This is a genomic window from Mameliella sp. LZ-28 (assembly GCF_012274245.1).
Classification (GTDB): Bacteria; Pseudomonadota; Alphaproteobacteria; order Rhodobacterales; family Rhodobacteraceae; genus Antarctobacter; species Antarctobacter albus.
The window spans coordinates 91,830-107,241 of the sequence record NZ_JAANYX010000003.1 but is presented as its reverse complement, the minus strand read 5'-3'; the positions used below and the strand labels follow the sequence as shown (position 1 = coordinate 107,241).

At 66.1% G+C, this 15,412-nt stretch carries 14 protein-coding genes and 1 pseudogene; 8 read left to right on the top strand and 7 right to left on the bottom strand.

Translation table 11 applies throughout. The features are described 5' to 3' along the window. Positions 1–22: 22 nt before the first annotated feature. Both G9Q80_RS02460 and G9Q80_RS02455 read right to left on the bottom strand, forming a co-directional pair. The gene (locus G9Q80_RS02460) at positions 23–6,040 is read right to left on the bottom strand and encodes a LamG-like jellyroll fold domain-containing protein (RefSeq protein ID WP_088716415.1); all 6,018 of its coding nucleotides are present in this window, start codon (positions 6,038–6,040) and stop codon (positions 23–25) included. Positions 6,041–6,189: 149 nt separating this feature from the next. Continuing rightward, the gene (locus tag G9Q80_RS02455; protein ID WP_088716416.1) at positions 6,190–6,843 is read right to left on the bottom strand and encodes a LuxR C-terminal-related transcriptional regulator; all 654 of its coding nucleotides are present in this window, start codon (positions 6,841–6,843) and stop codon (positions 6,190–6,192) included. 36 nt (positions 6,844–6,879) lie between these two features. Between G9Q80_RS02455 and G9Q80_RS28535 the strand changes: the two genes are divergently transcribed. The 3 genes from G9Q80_RS28535 to G9Q80_RS02440 all read left to right on the top strand — a co-directional run bounded on the left by G9Q80_RS28535 (position 6,880) and on the right by G9Q80_RS02440 (position 9,674). Further along, on the top strand, positions 6,880–8,850 hold the full coding sequence (locus tag G9Q80_RS28535; RefSeq protein ID WP_133066448.1) for a sensor histidine kinase: 1,971 nt from the start codon (positions 6,880–6,882) through the stop codon (positions 8,848–8,850). Beyond that, a complete protein-coding gene (locus G9Q80_RS02445) occupies positions 8,847–9,185 on the top strand; it encodes an EF-hand domain-containing protein (RefSeq protein ID WP_088716418.1) in 339 nt (112 codons plus the stop codon). Before G9Q80_RS28535 ends, G9Q80_RS02445 begins: the two co-directional genes overlap by 4 nt. Before the next feature lie 114 nt (positions 9,186–9,299). Beyond that, positions 9,300–9,674, top strand: a complete 375-nt coding sequence (locus tag G9Q80_RS02440) for a hypothetical protein (protein ID WP_088716419.1) — start codon at positions 9,300–9,302, stop codon at positions 9,672–9,674. Between the two features lie 13 nt (positions 9,675–9,687). Here the strand turns inward: G9Q80_RS02440 and G9Q80_RS02435 are convergent, their stop codons facing one another. From G9Q80_RS02435 to G9Q80_RS28370, 5 genes and pseudogenes are all read right to left on the bottom strand, one after another. Further along, positions 9,688–10,728: a Hint domain-containing protein gene (locus tag G9Q80_RS02435; RefSeq protein ID WP_157903876.1), complete on the bottom strand. Its 1,041-nt coding sequence runs from the start codon at positions 10,726–10,728 to the stop codon at positions 9,688–9,690. Between the two features lie 74 nt (positions 10,729–10,802). Then, the gene (locus tag G9Q80_RS28530; protein WP_223306273.1) at positions 10,803–11,069 is read right to left on the bottom strand and encodes a Rossmann-fold NAD(P)-binding domain-containing protein; all 267 of its coding nucleotides are present in this window, start codon (positions 11,067–11,069) and stop codon (positions 10,803–10,805) included. 29 nt (positions 11,070–11,098) lie between these two features. After that, positions 11,099–11,544, bottom strand: a pseudogene (locus G9Q80_RS02430) (SDR family oxidoreductase); the annotation flags it as partial. A 137-nt stretch (positions 11,545–11,681) separates the two neighbouring features. Further along, a complete protein-coding gene (locus G9Q80_RS02425; RefSeq protein ID WP_157903877.1) occupies positions 11,682–11,942 on the bottom strand; it encodes a cyclophilin-like fold protein in 261 nt (86 codons plus the stop codon). Between the two features lie 161 nt (positions 11,943–12,103). Then, entirely contained in the window at positions 12,104–12,238 is a 135-nt protein-coding gene (locus G9Q80_RS28370) for a hypothetical protein (protein ID WP_261394855.1), read from the bottom strand. Positions 12,239–12,309: 71 nt separating this feature from the next. Here G9Q80_RS28370 and G9Q80_RS02420 point away from each other — a divergent pair, with 71 nt between their 5' ends. From G9Q80_RS02420 to G9Q80_RS27785, 5 genes are all read left to right on the top strand, one after another. Further along, complete coding sequence (locus G9Q80_RS02420) at positions 12,310–13,197, top strand: PQQ-dependent sugar dehydrogenase (protein ID WP_232788291.1); 888 nt, start codon at positions 12,310–12,312, stop codon at positions 13,195–13,197. 89 nt (positions 13,198–13,286) lie between these two features. After that, the gene (locus G9Q80_RS27980) at positions 13,287–13,697 is read left to right on the top strand and encodes a LysR family transcriptional regulator (protein ID WP_232788292.1); all 411 of its coding nucleotides are present in this window, start codon (positions 13,287–13,289) and stop codon (positions 13,695–13,697) included. 438 nt (positions 13,698–14,135) lie between these two features. Beyond that, complete coding sequence (locus G9Q80_RS27975; RefSeq protein ID WP_232788293.1) at positions 14,136–14,486, top strand: carboxymuconolactone decarboxylase family protein; 351 nt, start codon at positions 14,136–14,138, stop codon at positions 14,484–14,486. A gap of 6 nt (positions 14,487–14,492) precedes the next feature. Continuing rightward, entirely contained in the window at positions 14,493–14,897 is a 405-nt protein-coding gene (locus G9Q80_RS27970) for a carboxymuconolactone decarboxylase family protein (RefSeq protein ID WP_232788294.1), read from the top strand. Positions 14,898–14,944: 47 nt separating this feature from the next. Then, positions 14,945–15,388: an NADPH-dependent F420 reductase gene (locus G9Q80_RS27785; protein WP_198550026.1), complete on the top strand. Its 444-nt coding sequence runs from the start codon at positions 14,945–14,947 to the stop codon at positions 15,386–15,388. The last annotated feature ends 24 nt before the right edge of the window (positions 15,389–15,412 follow it).

Sequence of the window (15,412 nt, the reverse complement as noted above, 5' to 3'; positions counted from 1 at the left end):
GCCCGGCGCATCACCCCGATCCCTACAGGATAAAGTCGTCGGCGGTCAGGCCGCTGACGCCGACCACCCGGATACCGCCGTCGGCGCTGCCATCGCCATCGGTATCGAACTGAACCACGGTTCCGCCGCCTGCCGTCTCGATCAGCTGCAGTTCCGGCGCGCCGGTGCCGGTGAAACCATCCGTCCCGCGAAAGCTGAAGGCACCCGGCACAACGCCGGCCAGGTTGATCACGTCCAGCCCCTGTTCGAAATCCAGGATCTGGTCCCGAGCGGCGCCCAACCCGGCCTCGGCGGCAGAGGCGAACAAGAAGACATCCGCATCCGCGCCCCCGGTCAGGAGATCGGTGCCCGGGCCGCCGATCAGCAGGTCTTCGCCCGCGCCCCCGTCCAGCACATCGGCCCCGCCGTCACCGCGCAGGACGTCGTCACCGTCACCGCCGGACATCGTGTCGGCGCCCTGACGCCCGATCAGCACGTCACCGCCCGCGCCGCCCTCGATGACATTGCCCAGGTGGTTGCCACGCAGCACGTCCCCAAAGGCAGACCCCAGCAGGTTCTCGACCGACAGGTAGGTATCGCCACGCGCGTCGCCCGTGTTCAGCGTCGGATCGACGAGGTCGGCGATCAGGCCTCCGCCCGCCGATGCGTAGACCGCCGTATCGGACCCCGCTCCGCCGATCAGCCGGTCCTCCCCCGCGTCCCCGGCAAGGGAGTCGTCGCCATCATAGCCGATCAGCGTATCAGCCCCGGCCAGGCCGGACAGCAGGTTCGACGCGCCATCGCCGCGCAGGCTGTCGCCGTAGGCGCTACCAATCAGGTCTTCCACGTCGAGATAGCTGTCCCCCGCGGCCTCGCCCGTGTTCAACCCGGCATTGCCAAGGTCGGCGATCACGGACCCGGCGGCATTGGCGTAGCTGGCCGCGTCTGTCCCGGTGCTGCCGATCAACCAATCGGCGCCCTGCCCGCCCATCAGCGTGTCGTGGCCGCCCCGGCCCACCAGCGTGTCGTTCCCGGCCAGACCCGACAACAGGTTGGCGCCGGCGTCGCCGCGCAGGCTGTCGGAATGGGCAGAGCCTTCGAGGCTCTCGATCCCGATGTAGGTATCGCCACGCGCCTCACCCGTGTTCAGCGCTGCATTGGCAAGATCAGCAATCAGCCCGGCCGCCGCCCCGTCGTAAGAGGCCATGTCCATCCCGGTATTGCCCACCAGCCAATCGGCCCCGGACCCACCGTACAATGTGTCGTCGCCCTCCATCCCGTTCAGGATGTCGTTGCCGTCACCTGCATTCAGGCCGTTGCCCAGCGCGTTCCCGAACAGCCGGTCATTGCCGCCCGCACTGGTCAGGTGTTCGATGCCCAGAAGAACATCCACTCCGCGCCCGGTGTCCTGCGGACCCGAGATGCGCAGGTCGACCGTAACCGCGTCATCTCCGGCAAAGCTCGCGGTGTCCTCGCCCATGCCGCCGACCAGGCTGTCGTCCCCCGCGCCGCCGGTCAGGTCATCGTCGCCCGCGCCGCCCTCGAGCGTGTCGTTGCCCGCGCCGCCGTTCATCACGTCGTTGCCGCCGCCCGCCTGCGCCACGATCACGGGGACGGGACCGACGCCGCTGATGGTTTCCGCCAACAGGGGATCGCCGCCCATCGCATCCTCCATCCGTCCGGTTGCGGGATCGGGCACCCAAAGCGTCACCAGCCCCGGCTCCGTCGCGGGATCCACCGGCGACAGTGCCTTTTGCGCCACTTCCGTCGCGCCCAACGCCCGGTTCCAGACCCGGACTTCGCCGACTTCGCCCCGCAGCACCTGGTTGCTGTCGAAGGCGCCGTTCACCTGGTCCTGTTCCTGCCCGATGATCAGCGTACCCCCGGCGGTCAGCCCGCCGATGGTCGATCCGACGATCACGTTGGAATAGACGCTTTCGCCATCATAGTAGAGGCTGAAGGAGGCATTGCCGCCGGAGTCCGGGGTGACGGACAGGGTGATGCGATGCGCCTGGCCGTCGAAGAGACCGGCCAGCGGAACATTTGTCACGTAGTGCCGGCCATTAATCCAAAGCTCCATCCCGCCTGTCGGTGTTCCGATGAGCAGCAGTTCATTGGTGCTGCCCGGCACGGCGTAGGACAGGAACGAGGTCTGCATGCTCCCCGGCGCTTCTGTCGCGCGGAACGTCATGTCCACGGTGAAGGAGCCGCCGGGCATGTCGTCATACCCCTGCAGCCGCAGCATCTGGTCGCGCGTTCCATCGGCGTTCATGGCAAAGGCCGGCGTGTCGATCCCGTCGACCAGGTGGTCATTGCCGTCGCCGCCCGACAGCGTGTCGTTGCCGCCAAGACCCACCAGCAGGTCGTCACCCGCATCGCCGCTCAGCTGGTTGCGGGCGTCATCGCCGGTCAGACGGTCGTCCGAAAGCGACCCCGAGACTTTCTCGATCCCGCCGAAGGTATAGCTGTAGGCGACCCCGGTCGACAGGTCGCGAAAACCTCCGATCCCGTCGCGCAGGTGGATCGCGGCCTGGCCAGGCGTCTGGACGGGCTGCCAGTCGGGCGTTCCGTCCGACAATTCGCCGGTCTGGTTGGGGCCAAAGCTGGCGGTGTCGATCCCGGCGCCGCCCTGCATGTCGCCGCCGCCCATGCCGACCACCAGCAGGTCGTTGCCACTGCCGCCGCGCAGGGAATCCAGCCCCTCGCCCGCAAAGAGCACGTCGTTGCCCAGCCCTCCGTCGATCAGGTCATTTCCCGCCTGTCCGTTGAGATTGTTGCCCAGGTGGTTGCCCGTCAAATTGTCGCCATGCTGGCTGCCGCGCAGGTTCTCGACGCCGCTGGTCTGGATAGTGGCATTGCCTCCCTGCGAAAGATCCAGCGTCACCGGCCCGTCGAAACCGCTGAAATCCGCCACGTCCGTACCCGGCCCGCCGGACAGGGTGATCTGCCCCGGACCGCTGAACAGGCGCAGGATGTCGTCCCCGCGACCACCGGACATCAGGTCGTTGCCGCCGACATCTATGCCGCCTTCGGCATTGCGCAGGTCGTCGTTGCCATCACCGCCAAGGATACGGTCGTCGCTGCTGCTGCCGATCAGTGTATCGTCACCGTCCTCGCCGGCCAGCACGTCCAGGCCGCTGCCCGAATGGCCAAGGATCACGTCATTGCCCAGCCCGCCCCGCAGGTGGTTCGCCCGGTCGTTGCCGGCAATGAAATCGTTCTGGTCACTGCCGATGACGGCCTCGAACCCCTTGATCTCGATATAGGACTCTCCCAGCAACAGATCGAAACTGCCGCCTGGTGCGCCCAGCTGCCGCTGCAGGCTGTCGAAGGCGGCATAATCCGTCGCCCCCGGCAGCTGCGTGGTGCCGGGTTCATGTCCTTCGGCCACGCCCTTGTAGCCCAGCTTGAGCGGGTCGCCGATGTACTCGCCACTCAGGTCGATCGCCCAGCCAAGGTCGCTGCCCGAAAAGTCCAGCGTGTCGACCTCGGCGCTGCCGGCTGGCTCGGCGTCTGCGCTGCCATCGACCAGCAACCAGCCCTGGCGGGTGATCTCGACCGTGTCATCGCCGCTGCCGCCTTCCAGGTTGGTGCGCCCCTGCGCGGGCCGGAACCGGTCATCGCCCGCGCCGCCATCATAGAAATCGTGGACTGTAAAGCTGTTCTGAGGGTCCGCCGTGTCCCAGATCGGGCGAAAGTTGCGCGCGCCGCCCTCGAAGAGGTCATCGCCCTCGCCCCCGAAATAGACATCCTGCCGGTCAGAGCCGATGAAGGTGTCGTTGCCTTCGGCGCCAAAGACCTGGAACGACCCCTCGATCCGGTCGGTGCCGATCAGGTTGCCCGTGCTGTCGTACTTGCGGATCAGGTTCTGCGCCCCGTCGACCCGCAGGTGGTGGGGCAGCATCGCGTCGATCTCTGCCGGGCTGAGGCCGACCGCGGCCAGTGTCGGGAACATCGGGAAATTGGCCGCGTAGTCGACGCCGCCGTACCAAATGCTGCTGAAGTTGCCGCGCTCATTGATGTAGCTGTCATTGCCCGTGCCGGCCACGATCAGCTTGCGCCCTATGGTCGAGGGATCGGTCGGCTCATAATCCACCGCCGTGGCGATCACGGTGTCGTTGCCCGCACCGCCGATCATCAGGTCGGTGCCCTTGCCACTCAGCAGGGAATCGTTGCCACCCAGCCCGCGCAGCACGTCGTCGTCACCGCGCCCGTCCAACCGGTTGGCGCCATCGTCCCCCCACAGCCAGTCCTCGTTGTCGCTGCCGGTCAGGTTCTCGACCGCAACGTAGAAATCCTCGGAGACGAAGGGCTGCCGGGGATCGCCCGGCGCCAGCAGCGACACGAAATGCGGCCGGTCGGATTCGCCCAGGTAAGAGCCGACATCGCTGTCCGCGCCGCCGTCGATCCTGTCGAACCCGGCCCCGCCTTCCAGGAAGTCGCTTCCATTGCCACCGTAGAGAGAGTCGTTGCCGTCCCGTGCGGCGATGTAATCCATCAGCTCGTACCCGGCGATGCTTTCGGCGCCGTCGGTCCCGAACATGAAATCGCGCGACGGCCCGGTCGGGACTCCGGGCAGGGAAATCCCGTCGCCATCGGTCTCGCCGTTCGCGGCATCGTAGAAATAGTCGAAATCGTCGATGTGAAGCGTGCGATCCTCGAAAATGAAATACTCGACGTTGCTTATGACATCGGTGCCCAGATCCGGCGCATCGGAGGCGCCGTGCGTGTGGCTGACGAGAATGTCGCCGGTGACCGTGTCGCGCTTGATGCTGAACTCGCTCAGGTTGCCCTGCAGGATTACACCGTCGGTGCCGGTGCCACCGTCGATGATATCGTCGCCAGCGCCACCGATCAGCACGTCGTTGCCCGCCCCGCCGTGAAGGACGTCATCGCCCAGCCCGCCCGAAATCAGGTCATCGCCGCCCTGCGCAAAGATGTTCGTGCCCCCGGCGATGATCCCGTTGGGATCGCGCCCCTCGAAGCCGTCATAGCCCATTGCAAGGTTGGCGCTGTCGTCCAGCAGCAGGTTGACCGGATCGAAGGGCGTGATCAGCTTGCGCACCTCGACGGCCAGACGGTCGACGTCGTCGCGCATCCGCGCCATGACATCGGGTTCCAGCGCCACGTCCAGGTTGGGCGCATCCACCACGAGGTCACCGAATTCCACCTCGAAATTGCCCAGGTCCAGGTCGATCCCCTCAAAGAGGCTGAGCTCGGGGATCAGGTCGTTGATCGCATCCGACATCTGGTCGAAGAGGTCGGTGACGCCGAGGCTGTCCAGGATCGGGTCCAGGACCGGGTTGATGACCGCGTCGATCACCGCCTCTGCGGCATCCAGCGCCCATTGCACCGGCTCCAGCGCGTCGTTGAGCACATCCATCGGTGTCTGCAGGAAATCGACCTTGCCGATCAGGTCGATGAAATCCCGGGCCACGCCGATCAGCGTGGCGGCCGTGGACGGGAAATCCCCCAGGATGCTGTCGATCCGCACCTTCAGCGCGTTGATGTCCTCTGCGATATCCGCGATGCCGCTGGTCGACCCGTTGATGGTGCCGGCCGTGATCTCTGCCTGGTCGATCGCGTTCTGCAGCTCGGTCGGAATGGAATAGGCGTTCTCGATCCCGTCGGCGGCATCGGCGATCCCGTTCTCGATGGCCGAAAGCTCGGCCACAGTGATTTCCAGCGCGTCCCTTGCACCTTCCAGCCCGCTGATCAGTGCCTCGACGTTGTTCTTGAAGTCGCCGAACTTGCTTTCCACGTCGATGCCGTTTGCAACGTCATTGGCGCGCTCCTCGACGCTTTCGATCACCCGCTTCAGGAAGGGGGTCACGCTCGACAGCGGCGGCCCGACCTTGGAGATCAGCGCAAGCGCGTTCTTCAACCCCTTGGCAATGCTCTCCAGCTTTTCCGCGTCCTCGTCGATGTCCTCGAGAACCTCGAAGACATCCTTGACCAGCGTCAGCGCGTCAATTGCGCCGTTGACCGCATCCAGGGCCGTCTGCGCGGCGAGCCGCGTGTCCTGCACATTGTCGTCCAGTTGGGAAACTTGGCCAGGCATCGAATCTCTCCGTCAAATCAAGGGCCGGTCTTGCCGGTGTTGCGGTCAGGCTAAATCGATGCGTGCCCACGCAGGATGGGGTAGATCCCCCAATCCATCCGCACCGGTGGAACACCGGCCCGGTGCACACCGCAAGACAATGACGCCGCCTAAAGCCCCGATGTCGGCGCGATCAGCCCTTCGCGCAACGCGTAGGCGATCAACTGGGCGACCGAATGCACGTCCAGTTTCTGCATCAGGTTGGTCCGGTGGCGGTCGACGGTCTTGACGCTGATCCCCAGGATCTGGGCGATTTCCTTGTTCGATCGTCCGGCCACGACCAGGTTCAGCACCTGCCGCTCGCGTTCCGACAAGTCCGGAACCTCCGGCGCCTCTTCCAGCATCCTGCGGAACACCTCGGAGACGTGCCGCCTGCCCCTCAGGATGCCGGGCAAGGCGCCAAAGAGTTCATCGTTGTCCTCGCCCTTGGAAAACAGCCCGTCGACGCCGCAAGAGACCAGTTCCCCGATCTTGCCCGGCGACGTGACCCCGCTCAGCACGACGACGCGTGTTTCAGGCGACCAGCGCCGCGCCTCGATCAGGACCTCCAGCCCACCCGCCAGCGGCATCTGCACGTCCAGCAGCAACAGCGACGGCCGGTGCTGCCGGATCGCGGCGATGGCGCTGAGCCCGTCGGCGGCCTCGGCCACCACCTTGATGCCTGCCGGCTCGACAAGGCCGGGGCTTTCCAGTGCGGCGCGCAGGCCGGACCGGACAATCGCGTGATCGTCCGCTACAACGGCTTGGAAACGGGGCTCTGACATTCGTATGCTCCGCTTGGGGCGCAGGGAGAGGACAACGTGCGGTCAGTCTTAGCACTTTTCCTGGCCTGTTCGATGCTTTTGATCCTGGCCCCGCCGCTGTGCGCAGAGGCGCCGCCGACGATGGTCCTGGACCCAGAGACACCCGCCGTCGAGATCGGGGACAAGATGCGCTTTGCCCCCGGGACAGGCGACACGCTGGCCAGCCTTGCGGATCGCCATACGGCGGGCCACCTGTCGTCCTCCTTTGATGAGACCGTCGCAAAACTGCGGCCCTACCAACCGCTCTGGGCCGTCGTCGAAGTCCAGAACGGCGCCCCCGCGGACGGGCGGCCGCCAGACGACTGGGTACTGGCCTCGGACATATACGGATTGATCGCGCTGGACGTTGTGCTGGTGCGGCTGGGGGCCGAGACGGACCAATTGCTGGCGCATGACATCCGCAAGCCCTTTGCCCCCGGGGATTACACCGTCACCCGGGTTGTCAGCCGCCCCTTCGAGCTGCGCCCGCAAGAGCGCGCGCTGCTGCTGGTACGCATGGTCCACGGCACGGTAGAGGCGCTGGACCTCAGTCTGGAACGCAGCGCCTTTACAAGGGCCAAGGGATTTGCCAGCGGGTTGTCGCTGGCCGGGTTCTATGCCTTTCTCCTGTCCTGCCTCGCCATTTTCGCGGTGTTCAGCGCCATGATGCGGGCGGGGACGGGATTTGCCTACGCCGGACTTCTGCTGCTGGGTCTGGTCTTTGTCGCCTATCTCGACAGCTTCCTGTTTCGCTGGCTCTACCCCGCGCGCCCGGACCTGCATCTGCCTGTCGGACTGGTCCTGCTGCTGGGGATCACCGCGCTGGGGTTCCTGGCCGCCCTCCTGTCCCTGCGTCTGCCCGGTTCGGGGCCCGCCGTCCTGTGGGGGCTGGGGTCCGGAGCCCTGGCCGCGCTGGCCGCAATCCTCGCCGTTCCCTTCGTACCGCCCGAGATCATGGCACCGCTGGCCTACGTGCTGTTGGCCGCGATGCTGGTCGCGCAGGTCTTGGCCGTCTTCCAATGGGAGGGCGCAGGCGACAGGATGCGCCCGATCCTGCGGCTGATCCCTCTGATCGCGCTGATCGGCCTGGGCGGCGTCACAGCCCTTGCCCTGGCCCGTAGCCAGGCCGGGGGGCTGTCGATCCCCTGGACGATCAAGGGCACCTACGCGACGCTGGCGCTGGGGATCATGGCCGGCCTGTCCGCCGGGCTGATCGACATGCGCCGCGCCCACGCCGCGGCCCTGGCCCGCGAAATGGAGGCCGTCCGCAAAGAGGCCGGGGCCATGCGCGACCTGCTGGAGGCGGAACAGAATTATGCCCGCATGCGGGATCTCGCGGACAGCCGCCGGATGCAGATGGCCAGCATGTCGCATGACATTCGCCAACCGCTGAGCGCACTGCGCCTCTCGATCGAGCGCATGGCCCGGGAGGCCCCCCAGGACACGCGCGATCACCTGCGCGAGGCCTTTGACTATATCCAGACACTGACCGGCGGACAGTTGGACGTGGCCCGCGACGAGGTCCGGGCAGAGGCAGAAGATGAAACCGCCCCCTACCCTCTGTCACTGGTGCAGGAGGCGGTCGGCCAGATGTTCCGGGACGAGGCCCGGGCCAAGGGACTGGATCTGCGGATCGTGCCCAGCACGGCCCAAGTGCGGGTTCCCGCGCTGCACCTGATGCGCATCCTGTCGAACCTCGTGTCGAACGCGGTCAAGTATACACATGGAGGGGCCGTTCTTGTGGGCGTTCGGCGGCAGGGGGACAATCTGGCGCTGCAGGTTCTGGACACCGGTCCGGGCATGACCGAGGATGTGCTGGCCAGGAACATGAAAGCCTGGCAGTCCGGCACGGACAGTCAGGGGCACGGGCTGGGGCTGGCCATCTGCCACCAACTGGCGCAGCAGAACGGGCTTGTCCTGCGGGCACGGTCGCGGGTCGGCAAGGGCACGGCCTTTACGCTGGACATACCACCGGAGGCACGATCATGAGACACGGCCCGGCATCCGCCCTACTGACCATCTTTCTCCTGTCCGCGCTGCCGGTCTGCGCGCAGACAGTGGTCCCGGGCGCTGGTCCGGTCAGCCGGGGCGAGGTGGATGCCTTTGTCCGGGCCGATGCCGACAGGGACGGTTTTCTGAGCTTTGCCGAGTTCCGCGTCTTTGTTCGTCTCATGGCGGCCTCGGGCCAGTCGACGGCAATCACGATCCGCAATTTCGGCGCCTATCGCCTTGCCTTTCGCAGGGTGGATGCCAATCGCGACGGGCAGGCCAGCCCGGGTGAGCTGCGGCGGGCGGACGACGGGTTCCGCGCCGAAGGCGGCTAGGCCCCAAGACGGGCGTGTGAATGGGGGATTAGCCCCATGCCTACGCGCGCAGGCGCGGCCTAGGCTGCGGGCATCCGTCAAGGGCATCGCCCAAAGCCGCAGAGGTTTCCCCAGATGCGTCCATGCCTGACTGCCGCGCTTATCGGCGAAGTCCTGTCACAGTTTGCACCGACGGCTTTGCCGGCAGAGCCGCTGCCCGTCGCACCGGCCCCTTTCGAAGAGCCGCAAGAGGTTCTGGTCAGCGGCCAATATGCGGCGGAATGGCCCGAAGGGCGCCGCCTGGTGGTGACCATCCAGATGGTCACGCCGGACCTCATCACGCTGCAAAGGCACAGTTATTCCTCGATCCCGGTGACCTTTCGCAGGGTGGACAAGGGCGTGTTCCGAGACCGGCAGGGGAATAGCCTGTCGGTGCAAGGCCCCGCGCGCCTTACCTGGACGGACCCCACCCAGGAGACCAGCGTAACCTTCCAACGAGAGGCGAGATAGGAGACTTGTAGGTCTAGCTTGCAGCACGCAGCGGCGGCTGCTGGTGGCACGGCCAGGCCCTCTCTCCGGTGTCGCGGGCCCGAATGCGCCAGGCCTCGACCAGGGCGCGCGCCTCGCGGACACCAAGCGCCCGACCGCAGGGCTGCGCCGCCGGGTGCTGTTCCAGCGCCGCTTCCTCGACCCCCAGCGCGCGCGACAGCTTGCGCCGGTCCGCCTTGTCCAGCGTGCGCAGGCTGCGTTCCCGGATCAGCATGGATTCCGCCGGGATGCCCTCTGCGACCAGCAGCATGTGCTGTTCCGTCACCACGTGGATGTAGGTCACGGGGCGGTCCGCCTGTCGAAGACGTACCTGCGGCAGGCCGGTGAACCCCTTGGCCGGGCCAAGCAACGGCTCCGGCCCGTGCGGATCAGTGCCGGGAATGCAGATACGGTGCTGGGGTGAGACCTTGATCCGGCGATGCGGCAGCCCCTCGCCGAAGGCGCCCGGTTCGATCACCACCGGCTGCTGCCCGGCGGCGGGCGACAGGTGACGGGAGCGCAGGGTCGTTGCGACCGTCCCGACCGCCCCCCTGTAGTCCAGCACCTTGGCCCCGGGACCAAGATCCTGCACTGGAACCGGCCCGCGTGGTGTCAGGATATGTGTGTCGGGGCAAAAGCAGATCGTCCCGGTCACGTTCAGGTCGTAGCCGGTCTGGTCAACTGACAGGACCACGGCGATTGACGACAGCAGGTTCGGCGGCCCCTCGGGGTAGACCAGCAGTTTTTCCCCGGTCTCGGTGTCCTTCATCACCAGGACATCGACCGATGTGCCGGTCGGGACAATCAACCCCAACAGATCGACACCAGGCTGTGCCGTGCCCGACCCCATCATTTCCACGGTGCGGCCATCCAGCGTCATCTGCTCGCCCACGTAAAGCTTGCCGTCATTGTCCTCCAACGTGGCGGGGCTGGAGGTGGTGCCGACATCGCTGAGCAGCAGGGTCTGGTTGTCGGAAAAGAAGTTCGCGGACAGCAGGGCGAAGTTCAGCACCTGGTATTGCAGCGAGTAGGACATGCGTCGCGACCTTTCCTGACGTGCCCCCGGACGGGTCCGGGGCGGACGGAAGAGACGATGCGCGAAGACCGTTGTCATTCGGTTAAACCGCGACCGGACAAGGGAACTCGGGGCGCACGCCTGTGCACCCCCGGCCTTCCCGAAAGGTCTGTTCCGCTTTTTTGCGGCTGAACGGTGGGGCGGAACAGGATTTCGTTCACGTCCACGTTCGCCGGTTGCGAGATGGCAAAGGCCACCAAGTCCGACATGGTCGATGCGAGCACCGCGATGTCTGGCACGAATGCGTCGAGCCCCTGCTTGATCTCGTCGATCGAGATGTGGTCGTAAAGCTCCGTCGCCACGGCCCCGGGGGGATCACCATCACCCGGATGTTGTGCGGCTTGACCTCTTGCCGCAGCCCTTGGGACAGCGACCGGACCGCGTGTTTCGTCGCACAGTAAACCGCGCCTGTCACCATGGTGATATGGCCATAGACAGAGGCCATGTAGGGCAGCGCGGCGGACACACCGTAAAGCGTGCCCTTAAGGTTCACGTCGATCATCTGGTTCCGGTCAATGACCTTCTGCGCCTCGATCATCGACAGCGGCATCAGGCCCGCGTTGTTGAACAGCCGTCGATCCGGCCAAAGCTGTCGACCGCCGCTTTGACCAGCGCCTGCATGTCCTCAAGCCGGGTCACGTCGGTCTCGACGGCGATGGCCTCGCCACCCGCGGCCTTGACGTCGGCGACGATTGCGTCGAGGCGGTCCTTGCGGCGCGCGCCCAGGACAAGCTTGGCGCCCTTGGCAGCCAGGACGCGGGCAGTGGCCTCCCCCATGCCACTGGAGGCGCCGATGATGACCAGGCCTTTGCCAGTGATTTTGTCAGTCATTGTCTGTTTCCTTTGCATGACAGCACCCTTGCGGCGCGGCGCATGGCCGTCCGGTTCGGGCAATTTCGATGTTCAGGGATAGATCAGTCGGCGGCTTCGATCCGTACGGCGATCTCGCCCGGGTGTTTCAGGGCGTCGAACGCACCGTCGAACTGTCCCAGCCGCACCAACCCGCAAGAGTCCGAGAAGGGTGCGGTGAAGATGGCCAGGTTCTTCCTAGGCGCGTATTGGGTGATGTCGCCCGCCTTGGGTTCATAGCTGGGCAGAGCATCGGACGCGTCGAGCCTGCGGCCCAGGTCGGCCACCTTCTCGATGCCGTGGTAGTCCGACAGCACGAGGTCCAGTGGAAGCGAGGCCTACAGGGCGGCGGTGATGATCCGGTGCATTGTTCGTGCTCCCTTTCGATGCTCCGGATATAACGCCTTGCCCTCAGGAAAGAATGCACATGATTTTCCTGTCGGCCATGAGCCGCGCTCATGAATGAAAGGGGCGGTTTCCCGCCCCCTCATGAATCAGGCGAAATCGTGTTCGCGAGCGGCAGGCTGCGGATCCGCCGCCCGGTCAGCCGCGCCACGGCGTTGCCGATGGCGCGGCCGTGACCTGGGGCGACCATGTGACGGATGCCGAATATGGCGAACAAGACACGCGCTCTGCGGCGCGGGCCTCATCGGGGCCACGCTGTTTCCGCTGGCCGCCAGTGTCTCGGACACCGTGCTGGAGGGGCTCGATTACCCCTGGGACATCGAAGCGCACGGCGGGATATTCTACATCACCGAAAAGGCGGGCACGCTGGACCTGTTCGACGGGACACGCTTTGCCCGCCTGCCTATCATCACCAGCGCGCCGATCCTGGACGATCGCGGCGGTGGCCTGATGGGGCTGGCATTGCGTCCGGACTTTGAGGAAACCGGACGGGCGTTTCTCTATCACCACACCGGCACGCCGGAGGCGCGGTCAAACCGGGTGATCGAGGTCGTGCGCGACGGCGTCAGTTGGCGCGAGACGCGCGTGCTGCTGGACGATATCCCCGGCCATCCGCTGTACAACGGCGGGCGCGTGGCCTTCGGCCCGGACGGGATACTCTATGTCACGACGGGCTGGACAGAGAACCGCCAGCGCCCGCAGGACATGGACAGCCTGGCGGGCAATTCCTTTCCCGGCTCGCCGGTCTATTCGCTGGGACATCGCAATCCGCAGGGGCTTGCCTGGGGCGCAGACGGACAGATTTATGCCGCCGAACACGGGCAATCCGGCCATGATGAGGTCAACCGGATCGACGCCGGCCAGAACTATGGCTGGCCAGTGATCCAAGGCGACGAAGCCCGCGAGGGAATGCAAGACCCGCTGGTCCATTCCGGGCGCAACACCTGGGCCGCCTCGGGCCTGACCTGGGACGGGGAACGCCTGCTGCTGGCCGGTCTTCGGGCCGGAGGGATCGTTGCGATCACGCCAGAGGAGGGCACGGCGCGCGCCTACCCGGTCGATTGGCGTCTCCGCGATGTCGTCGTGGTCGGCGACCAGGTCTTTGCCAACACCAGCAACCGTTCGCCGCGTCGCGACGGGGCCGCGGACGACCGGATGATCCGGCTGTCGAAATAGGCCTGCACTCTCCATCGCCCCCATGAACAGGGTGCGAATCTAATGAGGGAGATCCCGTGATCTTCGACACACAAACACCGGACTCCCTCATGATCCGCGAGAAAATCAACGACCTGATCGCCTTTGCCGCCGTCGCGGAAGAGCGCAGTTTCACCCGCGCCGCCGCGCGGCTGAGCGTGTCGCAATCGGCGCTCAACGAAACCCGGGACGAGCCCAAGGGCACCCTGCGCATCGTCGCGGTAGAATACGCCATCGAGTCGATCCTCTGGCCGAAACTGTCACCAGTGCTGAAGAAATACCCGTCGGTGAACGTCGAACTGGTGATGGAATACGAATACACCGACCTCGCCCAGGCGCATTGCGACGCGGGCGTACGCTATGGCGACCAGGTGGCCGAGGGGATGATCGCGATGCGCATCGGCCCCGATGAGCGCATGATCTGCGTCGGCGCCCCCCCGATTTCAAGGCCCGTGGCCTGCCGGACGAGCCCGGAGAGCTGACCGAACACGCCTGCATCAACCTGCTGCTGTCGAACCGCGGCGCGCTTTACGCCTGGGAGTTCGAGGACGACTAAGGCAAGGACATCCAGGTCAAGGTGTCGGGCCAGACGACCTTCAACACGATCAACTCGGTCCTGCGCGCAGCCTGCGACGGGCATGGTCTGGCGCTGGTTCCGGAACGGCTGGCCCGCCCCACCTGGACGCGGGCGGCCTGCAAACCCGCCTGGACGCGTTCTGCCCCTCCTTCCCCGGCTTCCATCTCTATTATCCCAGCCGCCAGCGCTCTTCCTCGGCCTTCGAGGTCGTGCTGGAGGCGCTGCGCGAAAAGGCCTGAGGATTGATGAGGCGCAGTCATGAGTGCAGTGATTCAATGCGGCATTAAGATCGCAGGCAGAGGCACCACCTGTTCGGGGTAACGCTGAACAGGAAGGATGTTCCATGAAGACGACCCTTGCCGCCTCTGCCCTTGCGCTGATGAGCACCGCCGCCACCGCCCAGGACCTGGCGACGACGACGCCCGACGCCGTGGGCCATGTCGCCCCCGCGATGAACACCTACAGCACCTACGACATGTTCGGCACGGTCTGGGCGGGCGAGGAACTGGGCCAGCGGGACCGCGCGCTGGTGACGTTTGCGGCGCTCATGACCCGGCACGAAACCGAAGACCTGGGCGCGTTCGCGGCCCTTGCCCTGGACGCGGGCGTGACCCCGGCGGAACTGTCCGAGAGGATCACGCACCTTGCCTTTTACACCGGCTGGGGCAATGCCACCGCCGCCGCGCGCGCATAGGCCCCGGTGTTCGAGGCCCGTGGCGTTGCCGCCGAAGACCTGCCCGTCGCCGATCCGGACCTGTTGCCCCTGAACGAAGAAGCCGCAGCCGCGCACCAGAGCTTTGTGCAGGGCACCTATGGCGAAACCAGCAAGGGCGTGGTCGACTACACGGAGCAACTGCTTTTCCTCGACCTCTGGCTGCGCCCGGACCTGGCACCGCGCGACCGCAGCATGGTGACCGTCGCCGCGCTGATCGCGGCAGGCCAGCCCGACCAGATGAGCTTTCACCTCAACCGCGCGATGGACAACGGGCTGACGCAGGAAGAGGCAGGGGGCGTCCTGGCGCACCTGGCCTTCTACGCGGGCTGGCCCCATGTCTTCTCGGCCATGCCGGTGGCCAAGGAGGTATTCAAAAATCGCGCAGACTGATCCGCAACGGGCGGGCCTGAAGGCCCGCCCAACCAAGGAGCCAGAAGATGAAGATCGCGATTCTGGGATCCGGCCTGATGGGAGCGGCACTGGGCCCTGTCTGGGCACGGGCGGGGCACGCGGTGACGTTCCGCTATGCCCGCAGCGCGGACAAGCTGGCGCGCCTTGCCGACGAGACCGGCGGCGCCCATGCGCCGGTTTCCCAGGCGGTGCAACAGGCGGAGGCGATCCTGCTGGCCGTGCACTGGTCGCGCGTCGACGATGTGCTGTCACAGGCTGGCGATCTGGCGGGCAAGCTGGTGCTGAACTGCTGCGTGCCGCTGACGAGGCCAACGAGGCCCTTGTTTTTGGCCCCGACACCTCTGGCGCCGGGGAACTGGCGCGGATGCGCCCGCAGGCCCGCCGGGTCAGTTGATTCAACACGGCACCGTCGGAAAGCTTCGCGCCGATCCTTGCACGCAAGGGACAGGCCCCCGCCCCGCACCTGCTGACCTATGGTGACGATCCTCAGGCGA

What these genes read in the sequence shown, in the direction of transcription:
- G9Q80_RS27980 (WP_232788292.1), top strand. Translation starts at nt 13,287, where the DNA reads ATGATCCGCGAGAAAATCAACGACCTGATCGCCTTTGCCGCCGTCGCG.
- G9Q80_RS02440 (WP_088716419.1), top strand. Translation starts at nt 9,300, where the DNA reads ATGCGTCCATGCCTGACTGCCGCGCTTATCGGCGAAGTCCTGTCACAG.
- G9Q80_RS27785 (WP_198550026.1), top strand. Translation starts at nt 14,945, where the DNA reads ATGAAGATCGCGATTCTGGGATCCGGCCTGATGGGAGCGGCACTGGGC.
- G9Q80_RS02455 (WP_088716416.1), bottom strand. Translation starts at nt 6,843, where the DNA reads ATGTCAGAGCCCCGTTTCCAAGCCGTTGTAGCGGACGATCACGCGATT.
- G9Q80_RS02445 (WP_088716418.1), top strand. Translation starts at nt 8,847, where the DNA reads ATGAGACACGGCCCGGCATCCGCCCTACTGACCATCTTTCTCCTGTCC.
- G9Q80_RS02460 (WP_088716415.1), bottom strand. Translation starts at nt 6,040, where the DNA reads ATGCCTGGCCAAGTTTCCCAACTGGACGACAATGTGCAGGACACGCGG.
- G9Q80_RS02435 (WP_157903876.1), bottom strand. Translation starts at nt 10,728, where the DNA reads ATGTCCTACTCGCTGCAATACCAGGTGCTGAACTTCGCCCTGCTGTCC.
- G9Q80_RS27975 (WP_232788293.1), top strand. Translation starts at nt 14,136, where the DNA reads ATGAAGACGACCCTTGCCGCCTCTGCCCTTGCGCTGATGAGCACCGCC.